15 protein-coding genes are annotated in these 13,521 nt (G+C 35.0%); 7 read left to right on the forward strand and 8 right to left on the reverse strand.

What is annotated here, in order from left to right:
• Positions 1–121: 121 nt before the first annotated feature.
• Entirely contained in the window at positions 122–403 is a 282-nt protein-coding gene (locus ABWU48_RS02105) for a hypothetical protein (RefSeq protein WP_039964338.1), read from the reverse strand.
• Between ABWU48_RS02105 and secD the strand changes: the two genes are divergently transcribed.
• On the forward strand, positions 390–1,745 hold the full coding sequence (gene secD, locus ABWU48_RS02110) for a protein translocase subunit SecD (protein ID WP_246165649.1): 1,356 nt from the start codon (positions 390–392) through the stop codon (positions 1,743–1,745). The genes ABWU48_RS02105 and secD overlap by 14 nt on opposite strands.
• 16 nt (positions 1,746–1,761) lie before the next feature.
• Here the strand turns inward: secD and ABWU48_RS02115 are convergent, their stop codons facing one another.
• Complete coding sequence (locus tag ABWU48_RS02115) at positions 1,762–2,547, reverse strand: enoyl-ACP reductase (RefSeq protein ID WP_006280349.1); 786 nt, start codon at positions 2,545–2,547, stop codon at positions 1,762–1,764.
• A gap of 233 nt (positions 2,548–2,780) precedes the next feature.
• Between ABWU48_RS02115 and ABWU48_RS02120 the strand changes: the two genes are divergently transcribed.
• The 6 genes from ABWU48_RS02120 (at position 2,781) to ABWU48_RS02150 (ending at position 6,045) form a co-directional block, all read left to right on the forward strand.
• Complete coding sequence (locus ABWU48_RS02120) at positions 2,781–3,596, forward strand: PAS domain-containing protein (RefSeq protein ID WP_010962355.1); 816 nt, start codon at positions 2,781–2,783, stop codon at positions 3,594–3,596.
• Positions 3,597–3,658: 62 nt separating this feature from the next.
• Complete coding sequence (locus ABWU48_RS02125) at positions 3,659–4,831, forward strand: porin (RefSeq protein ID WP_353288461.1); 1,173 nt, start codon at positions 3,659–3,661, stop codon at positions 4,829–4,831.
• Positions 4,832–5,001: 170 nt separating this feature from the next.
• Complete coding sequence (locus ABWU48_RS02130; RefSeq protein WP_151807816.1) at positions 5,002–5,304, forward strand: transposase; 303 nt, start codon at positions 5,002–5,004, stop codon at positions 5,302–5,304.
• A 122-nt stretch (positions 5,305–5,426) separates the two neighbouring features.
• On the forward strand, positions 5,427–5,723 hold the full coding sequence (locus ABWU48_RS02140) for an IS3 family transposase (protein WP_094189604.1): 297 nt from the start codon (positions 5,427–5,429) through the stop codon (positions 5,721–5,723).
• A gap of 3 nt (positions 5,724–5,726) precedes the next feature.
• The gene (locus tag ABWU48_RS02145) at positions 5,727–5,888 is read left to right on the forward strand and encodes a DDE-type integrase/transposase/recombinase (RefSeq protein WP_010082071.1); all 162 of its coding nucleotides are present in this window, start codon (positions 5,727–5,729) and stop codon (positions 5,886–5,888) included.
• Positions 5,881–6,045, forward strand: a complete 165-nt coding sequence (locus tag ABWU48_RS02150) for an IS3 family transposase (RefSeq protein WP_084741697.1) — start codon at positions 5,881–5,883, stop codon at positions 6,043–6,045. Before ABWU48_RS02145 ends, ABWU48_RS02150 begins: the two co-directional genes overlap by 8 nt.
• 91 nt (positions 6,046–6,136) lie before the next feature.
• On the opposite strand, the gene ABWU48_RS02155 is transcribed toward ABWU48_RS02150, so the two are convergent.
• The 6 genes from ABWU48_RS02155 to mutS form a co-directional block, all read right to left on the reverse strand.
• On the reverse strand, positions 6,137–7,540 hold the full coding sequence (locus ABWU48_RS02155) for an NAD(P)H-dependent flavin oxidoreductase (protein ID WP_353288462.1): 1,404 nt from the start codon (positions 7,538–7,540) through the stop codon (positions 6,137–6,139).
• Between the two features lie 90 nt (positions 7,541–7,630).
• Positions 7,631–7,831, reverse strand: a complete 201-nt coding sequence (locus ABWU48_RS02160) for a hypothetical protein (protein WP_209473407.1) — start codon at positions 7,829–7,831, stop codon at positions 7,631–7,633.
• Positions 7,832–7,889: 58 nt separating this feature from the next.
• Positions 7,890–8,477 carry a dephospho-CoA kinase gene (gene coaE / locus ABWU48_RS02165; RefSeq protein WP_006280338.1) on the reverse strand — a complete coding sequence of 196 codons (588 nt, stop codon included), beginning with the start codon at positions 8,475–8,477 and terminating at the stop codon, positions 7,890–7,892.
• Positions 8,478–8,772: 295 nt separating this feature from the next.
• Positions 8,773–9,951, reverse strand: coding sequence for a ribonuclease D (locus tag ABWU48_RS02170; protein ID WP_010962422.1), 1,179 nt, complete (start codon positions 9,949–9,951; stop codon positions 8,773–8,775).
• 37 nt (positions 9,952–9,988) lie between these two features.
• On the reverse strand, positions 9,989–10,123 hold the full coding sequence (locus ABWU48_RS02175) for a hypothetical protein (protein WP_010962423.1): 135 nt from the start codon (positions 10,121–10,123) through the stop codon (positions 9,989–9,991).
• Positions 10,124–10,833: 710 nt separating this feature from the next.
• Positions 10,834–13,329 carry a DNA mismatch repair protein MutS gene (gene mutS, locus ABWU48_RS02180; RefSeq protein WP_353288511.1) on the reverse strand — a complete coding sequence of 832 codons (2,496 nt, stop codon included), beginning with the start codon at positions 13,327–13,329 and terminating at the stop codon, positions 10,834–10,836.
• Positions 13,330–13,521: the final 192 nt, after the last annotated feature.

Raw genomic sequence — 13,521 nt, forward strand, 5'->3', positions numbered from 1 at the left:
TGCTTATTGATACTTCTCGCTCAACAAACCAGAACTACCATATTTGAATACATAGAAATCTTTTATAACAAATAACGTAGACATTCTACTATTAACTATTGCATTCCTGCACAATTTATTCTCATGATAAAAACGTCTTAACTTTCTCTCTACTTTTTCTGGGTAAGGTCAAATAGAGAATTTTACAAAAATCTATTTTTAACTTACAATCAATTATTACAATTTTAAACCTACAACTTATGTATAACAGACTTATAGTCAAATCTTTTTCAGTATTATGCATCTGTTTATTTGCTTTATACATAACACTGCCAAATTTCTTTGATAATAAGCTTTTTATTTCGAAAAAAAGAATAAACTTAGGCCTTGACCTGAAAGGAGGGGCATCTTTGCTTTTAAACATAGACTTAGACTTCTATTTTAAGGAAAAGCTAAGCATGCTAGCTAACGAAATAAAAGAGACATTGCTAACAAAAAATATTGAATCTAACGTACAAAATAGCGTTATAACTTTAAATAATATTGATGATTATAAAAAAGCATCTGTGTTGATTAATGCGATAAATCCAAATTTAGAGCTAAATAGAAAAGATTCTTCGATTCTCATTTCGTATAAACCCCATTATAAAAATTCTTTGATCAGTGAAGTAGCTGCAGAATCAATAAACAATGTCCAGCGCCGTTTGGACAAACTTGGCACAAAGGAAGTCAGCGTTCAAAAACAAGGGCAGAATAAAATATTAGTGCAGGTGCCTGGAGTAGAAGATACCAAGCAGATAAAATCTCTGCTTGGCAAAACTGCTAAGCTAGCTTTTCATTTGGCAAACACTAACATAGCCAAGGTGCAGGATATAGACCATGAAACCACTGTCATGCTCAAGGATTCTTTAGGTAATTCTTATCCAATATTCCGCAAAACTGAAATAGGTGGTGATTCGCTGGTTAACGCATCAGTTAGATTCGGCAATTTAGGTAAACCGACAGTGCATTTTAAATTTGACAGTATAGCGAGTAAAAGATTCGCGAAAATCACTAAAGAAAATGTAGGAAAGCCTTTTGCAATTGTTCTGGATAACACAGTTTTAACAGTACCTACAATACGTGAGCCAATTTTAAATGGAGAGGGAGAAATTAGCGGTAATTTCACTGAAAAACAAGCAAGCGAACTTGCAATACTTTTAAAATCTGGAGCACTGCCAGCACCACTTAAAATAATTGAAGAAAAAAACATTGGCCCAAGTCTTGGAGAAGAATCAATAAAGGCAGGGGAAATGGCAGCAACAATCTCTATTATAGCCGTGGCTTTATTTATAATCATCACTTACGGCAAATTAGGTGTATTGGCCTCTGTTGCACTTTTTTCTAATGTAGTTCTTATATTATCAATTCTCACTCTGCTTGAAGCAACTCTAACTTTACCTGGAATTGCCGGTATTGCACTTACTGTTGGTATGGCGGTGGATGCAAATGTTTTAATATTTGAGCGAATTCGTGAGGAAATCAAATCTGGCAAGAGAGTGGAACGTGCTATTGAAGAAGGGTTTAAAAACGCTATAAAGACAATACTGGATTCAAATATCACTACATTAATTGCTGCAGGAATAATGTTCATTATTGGCAGTGGAGCAATAAGAGGCTTTTCTGTCACTCTATCAATAGGAATTTTATGTTCGATGTTTTCTGCAATCACAGTCACAAAACTCCTGATAGAGTTGTGTATGAACCCGAAGGAACTAGCGCTTTGAATTAAGGATTTAGATCTCAGTCAACCACCTTCATTCCCACAACGTTATATCCTGAATCAACGTGCAAAATTTCTCCAGTAGTGCCACTACTTAAGTCGCTTAATAAGTATAACGCTGCCTTGCCAACATCCTCTATTGTAACGTTGCGTCTGAGCGGAGAGTTATTTCTATTCCATTCTGATATGGAGTGAAAATCGCTTATTCCAGAAGATGCTAAAGTTCTGATTGGACCAGCGGAAATTGCATTTACTCTGATATTTTGTGGCCCGAGATCACATGCTATATATTTTACACTTGCTTCAAGTGCCGCTTTACATAAACCCATAACGTTATAATTTGGCATAACTTTTTCAGCACCATAATAAGATAAAGTAAGTAAACTACCACCATTTGACATCATTTTTTCAGCCCTTTGCGCTAAAGCAGTAAAAGAATAGCACGATATATGCATTGCATTGAGGAAGTTATCCAGTGAAGTATTGACATATTTACCATCTAACTCATTTTTATCGGAGAATGCTATTGCATGCACCAAAAAGTCAAGAGTACCCCATTTTTTCTCTATTATTTCGAAAGCGTTATCTATGATTTTTTCATTTGAAACGTCGCAGTGTAATATTAGCTCCACATTTAGTTCATCTGCTATTGGTGATAGTTTTTCTTTTATTATTTCATTCTGGTAGGTGATTGCAAGTTCTGCTCCGTGCTCTGAGAGAGTTTTTGCTATACCGTATGCTATTGATCTCTTATTTATTATTCCGGTTATTAATCCCTTTTTGCCTTGTAATAGACTTGTCGTCATAGAACTATCTGTTTTTTTATAATTTGGAATATTAACTAGGTAAAGTCAAGATATCACTATGTTTTAAAATATTTTTTGCAGTAACTTGAAGTCTATAAACAGTAATCTTGATTCTTCTACAACAAAGCCATTCCATATGACATTCTGCCTATACCCAATTAAGCATATTAATAAGTAAGTAAATCTTAATATAATCTTATTATACTTATAAATACGCTGTATAGAATGAAAGTATGGATGATTTCATAACTGCAAGAAGAAAAGATGATGCTGTGGTATCTGTTTGTCAGGATAATAAGAAAAAAAACGTGTTAATTTTAGGGCTCAATCAAGTTGCAAGGGATTTGTTAAAATATGAAGAGAAGAATTTGCTTAATAAGCCATTAATTAATATCTTAAGCACAAGAGCAGCTGACAACGTGAAGAATTATTTAGAGTATACCGAAAATGGACACGATTTACTTGATATACTACCTAAAGTGATAGATTTTTCCTTAATTGATGCTAAGGGAGAAGATATCAGGACAAAAGTAAAAGTTTTCCGCACTGCACAATTTGCCAGTAATAAAATAAATTATGAGCTATTAATACGTGATATCAGTTTGTCCCATAAACTAGGAATCTTTAGAGATAAATATCTAATGGGTAAAAAATATAAAAACCATGACTTATTCGATATACCGGGCAATGAGTCCACTATTCTAGAGTTATACGTTATATTAAATTTTGCCTTTCAACATCAAATTAATGCAGCTATAGGAGTGATTGGCTTAAATAGTAGCTGTAGTGAGACAAATAATGCACTGAAAGTTATCATAGAACATTTTTATAAAAATTGCCGTAGTGATGATTTTCTAGGGTATATTGATGAGAATAAAGTGCTTTTTGTTTTGATTAACTGCGATGTAAAAAGTATATCTAAAATAATTAATCGTATACATTCTGCCATTAATAAGCAGTTATTAAAGCGAAAATTACCAAGTGTATCAATAATTTATGGGAATATAGCTCAAAAACAGGCAGCAAAATCTACCAGCGGTGCCTTCTGAAAAGTTGTTTTTTATTTATATTGAGTTTAAACTTAAATTTTTATAAAGATTTAAGTTTATTTATGAAGTTAAAGTACTACCTGGTAGCACTGCTTTCATCATTGTTTTTGCAGAATAGTGCTAGCTCTAAAACAATTTTGGATAAGGAAATATTTTATGCAGAACTAGACGGAAAAATAGATTTGAGATTCGGCTACGCCTTCAACAGAGATTCTTTCAATGCTAAGCCTAAGGATAAAACTTCAAGTTATTCATACTTGCGCTTTCTTTATTTACAGCAAGTTTATCCAAATACTCAAATGGGGGTTAATGTTAAGGCAGGGGTTTCTGGTATTGCAAACCTAAAAGCGTTAGACATAGAAAAGTTAGACATGGAGGAATGGTATTTTATCATAAAAAACCAGGAACTTGGATCAATTGAATATGGTAAAAGAAGTTTAGTTGGTCAGAGCATGTTAATTAACACTTCAAAAATTTATGCAGCTGCTGGAGGAGTAAATGGTCATTGGACAAACTATGCAAATTTGCGCGGTGATCATAAAAAAGATGGTGACCCTGGATATGATCAAGACAAGGTGTTCTGGGTCAAGCCCAATATTTATAGCAATTATAATGAACTCGAACTAGGGTTAAAACAATCATCAATTAACTACATCTCCCCTGAAATCTATAACTTTCAACTCGGATTCAGTTATGTTCCAGGAAAAAATAACTTACAGTACAGCAATTTAATTGCTGCTGGCCTTTCCTATAAAAACAGCTTGTCAGATGATATAGGTTTTACTACTGCCTTAACTGGTGAATTTGCAAGAGAAAATTTAACTGATTGCTCAGATGGAACTTCTAAAAATTATGAATGCCGTAATCAATTACTGCACTGGAATTTTGGTTTGAAGCTAAAATTGTTCGATCTTGATTGCATTTTTTCGTATGGTAATGGTGGTAAATCTGGTGAGAAGCGTAATCCTGAAATAAATAATACGTATTATATGAATGCAGGTATCGCTTACCATTCTGATTCTTACAAATCAAGCTTAACATATTTTAGTAGTGGTAGGGATATTGCAGGCGAAGGTACAAACGAGTTAACATCATATGCTTTAAGCCTTGAAAATTCTCTTTTTTTAGGTACTTCATACTATTTCGATATTGTAAAGTTTAGTACAAAAGAGCCTAAAATAGAAAATAACAACTCTGGTTATGTGTTCTTGGCTGGACTGAAATTAAGTTTTTAATATTGCCTCCTTCCAACACTCTTTTCTGTCATCCAAGGTAACCGTTCACAGATTTCCACTTAATTTTTCAATCTCACTCATGGAGAGGCCAGTAAACTGACCTTACCCAGAAAAAGTGGAGAGAAAGAAAAGAGTTTTTTCGGGTAAAATAAAATTTTGGAGGATTAGAAATGGTAAGAGAATATACGGCAGAATTCAAATTGGAAGCTGTTAAGCTGGCAAATGAACAAAGAAAGGTAGGTCAACCAGTTGCAAAAGTAGCAAGAGATCTAGGAATAAGGGATAGTGTATTAGGAAAATGGATGAAGAAATATAACGAAAAAAAGTCAGCGGCAAATGCATTTCCAGGTAGAGGTAACATGGCTCCTTACGACAAAGAGAGGTTTGATTTACAAAGCAAGAGTAACAAGGGAAAGAGACATTTAAAAAAAAGCCCTGGCCAGTCAAAAAGAGTAAAATATTTTTTTATATAGTAACTGCTATAAAGTACAGGAATTATGTAGGATTTTCTGCTAGTGGCTACTATAAGTGGACCACAAGAAAAATAAGCAGTAGAGAATCAGCAAATAAAGAGCTACTCGAAGCTATTCAAAAAATATATCAAGTTTCTAAATGTAGATATGGAGCTCCTAAAATTCATGCTGAATTGAAGGCTTTGGGTAAAAGTTGCAATTTGAAAACGGTGCAAAGTATTATGCAGAAAAATGACATCAGGGCTATACTGAGAAGAAAGTTTAAAATTAAAAAACAACAAACAGATAATAGAGCTGTAGCTCCCAATATACTAGATCAAAACTTTATTGTTGATCAACCAAATAAAGTATGGGATTACTTACATCAAAACCAAGGAGGGATGGCTATATTTGGCAGCAATAATTCTCACGTATGGTAGTTAATGAGTAGTGCAATAAATAAACAATTGGTTATGAACTCTTTATTAATGGCCATTAATAGGCGTAAACCTGTTAAAAATCTACTGCTGCACAGTGACCAAGGTTCACAATATACTGCGCAAGGGTATCAATATCTCTTAGCTGTAAAGAATATAGATGAGTAATAAAGGCTGTTGTTACGACAATTCTGTTGCAGAAAGCTTCTTTAGCTCATTGAAAAGAGAAATACTTATTGATACTTCACAACACTCTGCTCAACACACTAGAACTGCAATATTTGAATACATAGAAATTTTTTATAACAAACAACGTCACTATTAACTATTGCATTCCAGAACAATTTGATGCATCATTCTTTTTGTAAAAAACATTCCACACTTTCTCTCCACTTTTTCTGGGTAAGGTCACTGACTCAATACCCAGTCAATATCCTTTCCACCAGTTCTTTTACTGCCGGTACGTAGCCATTCTCATAAAATGGATCTTGCTTAAATTTGTACACATTGTGCCCGGAAAACATGAGTTCGTTCTCAATATCACCATCGTGTATAACGTTTTGCAGTGTTTTTTGTATGCAAAAACTACGCGGATCTGGCTTTCGTCCTGTTGAATGGTCACCATGATCTTTCCAATTGCTAAACAAACAATGGCTCAAACATCCCATACAATTGATTTGATCTTCTCTTATTTGTTTAAATTTATCTGGCGTCACAAAAATAACAGTTGAATCTGGGGTTTTCATTGCTTCTGTGTACCCTGCTTTAGTCCATGTATTTGCCAGTTCTTTGTCTTTTGCAGTAAGGTAGATCTTCCTACCTCTGCTACCCATTGCAAATTCACTATTGGATTCTTCGCTGGCATTTTCTGAAAAATTTACTTGATGTAATTTTCGTTCCTGTAACTCACGTATAAAATTATTCCTCACCGCAGATGAGTAAAACCCTGTTGGACTGAATTTATTTAAAAATACATCACCTTCTTCTAAAGTGAGTAGCTTCTTTTTCCACTCTGCAGAAATTGGGCTTTCTTTCGTCAAAAGTGGACGAGTGCCAAACTGAAAAGCTATTGGTCCAATTTGCAGATTGTCAAACCAATGTTCCCAATCTTTCAAATGCCACACTCCTCCTGCCATAACAATTGGTGTTTCTGAAAGACCGATCTCGTTCATGAAAGATCTAAGCTCTGCAACTCTTTCAAATGGAGCCTGTGGTAGCTCTGGGTCTTCACTGTTACTCAGTCCATTGTGCCCTCCAGCAAGCCATGGATCTTCATACACTACTCCACCAAGCAAATAGGAAGATATTCTTTGGTAAGCACGCTTCCATAATGCTTTAAAAGCACGCACCGATGAGATAATAGGGTAATAATAAACCTGATATTTAGCTGCAATTTCTCCAAGCCTATAAGGCATACCAGCACCGCAGGTAATACCATGAATCAAACCTTTCGCTCCTTCTAATATGCCATGAAGTACGTGTTCTGCTGCTCCCATCTCCCAAAGTACATTCATGTGTATTCTTCCATGACCTTTTGATATTTCATTTGCTATTCTTGCCTGACTAATTCCAGCTTCAATACTATACTCAATCAATTCACTATGCTTTTCATTTCTTGTTTTGCCTTTATAAATTAGTGGCACTAACTCGCCATTATCATCAATAAGCTTAGCATTTGCACCAGAAAATGTACCCACAGCATCTGCTGCAGCAAATGCTCCGCTTGATCTCCCATCACTAACTGCAATGCCTTTACCACCTTCGATGATTGGCCACACTTCCTTTCCTGAAATTACTATCTTTTTTATCTTATTTTTCAAAACTTCCTCGCAATCTTTCACTCTATTTTACTTAATTACTAAAAAAATGATAGCTGTTTATTTTTTCTTGTATCATTAAAGCTTCTGTAGCTACTCATGCTGTTGTAGTTTGAGAGCAGTTCCCATCGGAAGGGTGTCATTCCAGTGCTTGACACTGGAATCCAGTTTTTGATCAAAAATGTTGCTATAGTGCACAATCAATTTTCCTGGATCCCAGTGTCTGGGCACTGGGATGACACCATAGGGGGCTACTTGGATGACAGGGGAGGGAGGCTGCTGGGATCCTGACAACCGTCATCCCGCTGCTTGTTAGCGGGATCTAGAGATACCGCGGCGGTATGACGTAGAGCTACGTGTTTAGGTTTAATGAATCCACTATATCTTTTACTTGAGAAAAAACATACTCTTTGCTTACACTGGTATCGATAATAAAGTCACTCATCTTCCTTTTCTCCTCAATAGATAACTGAACATCGGAGATTAGATTAAGCTTTTCTTTATCTATGTTGCGTTCGTTAAGTCTTTGAGCTTGCACAACGCTATCTGCATGAACAAAAACAATAAGGTCGCAATATAAATAAAATTTTGTTTCTAATAGAAGTGGCACATCTAAAACTAAAAGTTTTCTATCGATCTTTTTTTCCTTGGCAATAAAAAATTCTAATTCACGCAGCACAGCAGAGTGAACCAAAGATTGAAATTGTTTCCAATTTTCATCGTAGGCTAAGAAATATTTAGACAGTACTGTTCTATCTATTTCACCATTTACTACCACTCCAGGAAAATTTTTCTCTGCATAACTTATTATGCTTTTATCCACTTTATAAAGTTGGTGTACAACAGAATCAGCATCAAATACAACAGCACCAAACTCTTGAAAGCAATTAGCTACAAAGCTCTTTCCTACCCCAATTCCGCCTGTTAGACTTATAATCATATAACAAAATACATTCGACTTCTTTTGAAACTATAGCTAAGGTTTCTCTATATATATTAACTAGATTTTCTAGATCTCAGTGTCAAGCACATAACTATACGAACATTGCAATTTGTAGGTGGTGTTATTCCAGTCTGGAATCTAGCTTTTATGTTGTATAGTGCACAATCAATTTTCCTGGATCCAAGTAGTCAGGGCTACTTGGATAACACCCTACTTAACCGTCATACCGCCGCGGTATCTCTTAGCCACTAACACGTAGCGGGATGACGATTGTCGATAAATCTAAGTTACTTTAGCAACAGTTATTCTCCACTAAATTACTCTGAATTTTGGTTATATTATTTGCGGATTTCACTGCTGAAATCTCAAATTTTGAGCTTGTGTTCAAAAATGATTCAACTGACCTGCCAAAAAAATCATATCTCCATCCCTTGAATAATTTATCTGTCTGTCCAGATATTGACCCGGTTAACTCATCTTTTGAAGAAACTAATTTCCTTGATATGTTACTTTCTTTACATTTACTATCTAAAATAATTGAGAGTATATCAAGTACAGATTTGTCATAATTACTCGATAAGGTGTTGTTTTGCTGCATCCAATTTCTCTCATTTTCATTAAAAATATTCACAAACTCTAGTAAATCCGCATCTTTTATATTTTTTGTATTCCTCTTGAGATCATCTAAAATCTCATCAACATGCTCTACATTTTTTTCAATAAAATCAGCTATTACAGCATTATTGATTATTTTATTACGGTTCATATTATAGCGCTGTGCTAAGGTTTCTTGCCACTCACTAACTGCTTTAACAGTTAGTATCAATCTTGGATTTACTTCATAATTAAATTTAATCCTCTTCCATGCATCTTTTGGGCTATGTAAATACTTATTTATATCAACTATTGATTCCATCTCTTCTTGAAACCAACCCATCCTATTATTTTCTTCAAGTTTATTGCACAATATTTGGTATAGGTCATATAGGTGTACCACGTCGTTTACTGCATAATCTAACTGATCTTCGGACAACGGACGCCTTAACCAATCTGAATTTTTAGCTTTAATTTTATCCAGTGCTATTCCTTGATATTGCTCCACTACTTTTGAGTAACCAATAAAGTCATGATAATAATGACAAAACATAGCAGCAACTTGGGTATCAAAAATGGGAGTGGGAATACATTTAAACACAGTGAGTAAGGATTCTATATCCTGCCGGCAGCTATGAAACACTTTGGTTATCCCCTGATTTAGCATTATTTTCTTAATGAATGATAAATCAATTTCTGGCACTAATGCGTCTACAATAAAACTCTTCTCTCCGTAAGAAATTTGAATTAACGATAATTTTGGGTAGTAGATTAAATTATTTCTAATGAACTCCGTGTCAACTGCTATAAATTTCGGCTTTTTTGCTATTAACTCTTCACATGTATTCTCCAGTTCTGATGTTGTACTAATTAGCATATATTTTTTATTCAGTGGATTTATTTTATAATTTATATTAAATTTTTGCAATTAATGACTTCTTGCAGAACTTTCTATCACTCATTGGCATCACACAAATAGCCTTTTCCATCCCAATCCCAGTGCTTCCTTCTCCTGTCATCCCAGTGCCCTGACTACTTGGATCTAGCAAGCTTTGCTTGCAAATAAGTCTAATACGCGTCGCGTTTTATGCCAAAACACAATTGGAGTTACATGCAAAATAGATCCCAGACTGGGATGACAAAAAAAGGAGCACTGGGATGACAGCAGTCCTACGTCATACCGCCGCGGTATCTCTAGATCCCGCTAACAAGTAGCGGGATGACGATTGTCGTTTAGCTATAAATATTAAGAAATTTACCAAATAAAAAAAAGGCAAAAGAAGCCCTGGGGTTATTATCCGCTTTAAAATATTGGCGTTTTTTATGTTTTAAACGCTTGACAAGCAAGATTAAGCTGCTTTTAATTGCAACTAACTTACGCTGCAAATGTTTAAGAAATTTACTAAGCAGAAAAAAAGACAAAGAATCCCCGAGTTAGCTAGTCTTTTACTATCTCTGTCGAGTATTGGCATTTTTTGATGTCTTGTAACGCTTTATAAGCACGTTCAGCTTATTTAGATAAAAATCTAGATGTAGATGAAGTTTTGTAAAGACATACAGTATCTATATACTGCAAAAAATTGAACATAAGACGCCGATACATTAAGTAATCCTTACCTTTTAATCTGCAGATTGGCGAAAGCAAATACAATAGCTTCACTATCATGATAAGGGAGCTGGCGAAGGGTGTCAAGTAAGTTTTTCGTTTCTATAGCTACTACCACGATTGTATAGGTAATTCTTCACTTATAATAATGATTCAAGCCTTCAGCTCCTCAAACACTTCACTTGCTCTATTTAAAACAGAATCAGGAAAACCAGCAAGTTTTGCTACATGTATTCCATATGACTCATCTGCAATGCCTTCAATTACTTCATGTAGAAAAATAACCTCTCCGTTCCACTCTCTTATTTTTACACAAAAACATTTCACGTTCTTCAAGTATTTGCTTACTTTAGTTAATTCATGATAATGAGTTGCAAAAATGGCGCGGCACTTATTTACATTGTGAATATGTTCAATCACCGCCTGTGCAATAGATAATCCATCATACACCCCTGTGCCCCTACCAATTTCATCAAGTATCACCAAGGAACGGTCCGTTGCCTGATTTACTATCGTTGCTGTTTCGATCATCTCTACCATGAAGGTAGAATAACCAGCTGTTATATTATCCGTTGCGCCAACCCTGCTGAATATCTTGTCAATCACTCCAATATGTGCACTCTCTGCTGGCACAAATGACCCCATGTGAGCTAAAATTGCAATGAGAGCGTTTTGCCTCAAGAAAGTGCTTTTTCCAGCCATATTAGGACCAGTAATTAGATGTATACCAGCTAAATTGATGCTATTTGCAATGAATTTATCGTTAACTTCAACCACTGGATGTCTTCCGCTACAGATATTGAACTCTTTGCTGTCATCAATAATGGGTTTTACGTAATTATTTTGCACTGCAAGCTCTGCAAATGCGGTTCTAATATCAAGTTTTGCCAAAGCATTTGCAGCAAGAGCAATTTTTTCAGATTCTTTAGCGACTTCACTACACAGTTCACTAAAAATTTTCATTTCTAAGCCGATTGCAGCATCACGTGCCGTAAGAATTTTATTTTCTAGTTCTTTCAATTCATTAGTAGTGTAGCGCATGCTATTTGCTAAGCTTTGCCTATGAATAAATATATCCGAAGTTATTTTGTGATTTGCCGACACTTCAACGTAATAACCAAGTATGTTGTTGTGTAATATTTTGAGTGCGGCAATGCCAGTAAGATCGCGATAAGATTCACGGAGCTTAGTTACCAACTTGTTACTGTTGTTCAATATATAAGATAACTCAGATAATTCTGAGTTGTATTTTGAGTGAATAAATCCTCCTTCTTTCACGGAACTGAGGTTATTATCGAGTATAGCACTATTTAACAGTTCAAATAGGTCTTTATGATTGCCAAGGCTTTTATGTATTGTGCTTAGTTCACTCTCGTCTGATTTTACTGTTATTCCAGCGCGTGACGCTGGCTGGATCTCAGTTTGGATGACATATTGTTGTGGGAGAGATCCATTTTCACCTGATTCAATTTTACATAAGAACTCAGACAATTCTAAAGTCTTTCCTAGGCCTATTTTCAATAGGTTCATATCCTTTGGTGAACCACGCCCTAGTATTAAGCGCGATAAAGACCTTTCAATATCCGGAATGTTAGATAATATCTCTCGTATTTTTCTGCGTGAATCATGATTATTTACAAAAAATTGAGCGGTGCTGAGCCTCAAATTGATTGCCTTGGAGCAAGCAAGGGGTGAAGCGAGCATTTGTTTGAGCAGGCGTCCACCAGAAGCTGTAACTGTATGATCAATAACTGAAATTAGTGAACCTTTCTTTTCACCAAATTGAGTTGAAAACAACTCAAGATTTCTCCTTGCTGAAGCATCAATAAGCATGAAATTTTGTTGCTTATAGGTTTTTGGGAATTCAAGCCTTGGAATAGAGCCCCTTTGTGTTACTCTGACATATTCAAGCAGTGCACCACACGCCATGATTTCTACTTTGCTGAAATTTCCTATACTCCCAAGTTCCCTGATTTTATAAAACTCGCATAATTTTCTGTGAGATTTACTATACTCAAAAAAGCTCTGTGCGTGTTGCGTAATTGATATTTTATAATTTTTTAAAATCGATCTAATTTTTTCATCCTCAGTGAATTTTTCAGAAATTAATAATTCTCTTGGTGATATACGCAATAAATCACTATCTAGAGCTTTCAAACTCGTTAAAGTGTGAAAAAATTTTCCCGTCGATAATTCAAGCCAACTAATAGCATATTCGTCATTTTGTTCAACTATGGATGCGAGATAATTATTGCTTTTATCCTCCAGTAGTGAATCTTCTATAATTGTACCTGGAGTTACAACTCGCACTACATCACGTTTTACTATGGATTTATAGCCCCTCTTTTTTGCTTCATCAGCAGTTTCTAATTGATCACAGATTGCTACTTTGAATCCTAAATCTATTAGCTTGTGCAGGTAAGATTCACTACTGTGTGCTGGCACTCCACACATTGGTATTTCTTGCCCACACGAATTACCTCTCTTAGTGAGCACTATATTCAGCAATTTCGCAGCTTTAATAGCATCATCGAAAAACAATTCATAAAAATCTCCTAGCCTATAAAATAGCAGATGATCTTTGTATTGAGCTTTCAGGTTCAAATACTGCTCCATCACAGGGGTGTTTTTTTCTTTTACGAAGCTCATAATATTTTTTAATATATTGTATTGATAAACGTTATTATAGATTATATTGCACATGTGAATAACATAAATTTTAAATAGGTGTATAGAGGGGAAAATTTAAAACAATTAAATTTCTTGGATCCAAGTAGTCAGGACACTTGGATGACATAAAGAGTAGGAGTATTTGATGACAAAAAAACAAAAACACAGTTG

The organism is Wolbachia endosymbiont (group A) of Tromatobia lineatoria (assembly GCF_964028565.1).
GTDB classification, from domain to species: Bacteria; Pseudomonadota; Alphaproteobacteria; order Rickettsiales; family Anaplasmataceae; genus Wolbachia; species Wolbachia pipientis.

Bases quoted from the DNA above. Each gene is read 5' to 3' on its own strand.
- ABWU48_RS02105 (WP_039964338.1), bottom strand. From the start codon at position 403: ATGTTTAAAAGCAAAGATGCCCCTCCTTTCAGGTCAAGGCCTAAGTTT.
- ABWU48_RS02115 (WP_006280349.1), bottom strand. From the start codon at position 2,547: ATGACGACAAGTCTATTACAAGGCAAAAAGGGATTAATAACCGGAATA.
- ABWU48_RS02120 (WP_010962355.1), top strand. From the start codon at position 2,781: ATGGATGATTTCATAACTGCAAGAAGAAAAGATGATGCTGTGGTATCT.
- ABWU48_RS02125 (WP_353288461.1), top strand. From the start codon at position 3,659: ATGAAGTTAAAGTACTACCTGGTAGCACTGCTTTCATCATTGTTTTTG.
- ABWU48_RS02130 (WP_151807816.1), top strand. From the start codon at position 5,002: ATGGTAAGAGAATATACGGCAGAATTCAAATTGGAAGCTGTTAAGCTG.
- ABWU48_RS02145 (WP_010082071.1), top strand. From the start codon at position 5,727: ATGAGTAGTGCAATAAATAAACAATTGGTTATGAACTCTTTATTAATG.
- ABWU48_RS02150 (WP_084741697.1), top strand. From the start codon at position 5,881: ATGAGTAATAAAGGCTGTTGTTACGACAATTCTGTTGCAGAAAGCTTC.
- coaE (WP_006280338.1), bottom strand. From the start codon at position 8,477: ATGATTATAAGTCTAACAGGCGGAATTGGGGTAGGAAAGAGCTTTGTA.
- ABWU48_RS02170 (WP_010962422.1), bottom strand. From the start codon at position 9,951: ATGCTAATTAGTACAACATCAGAACTGGAGAATACATGTGAAGAGTTA.
- mutS (WP_353288511.1), bottom strand. From the start codon at position 13,329: ATGAGCTTCGTAAAAGAAAAAAACACCCCTGTGATGGAGCAGTATTTG.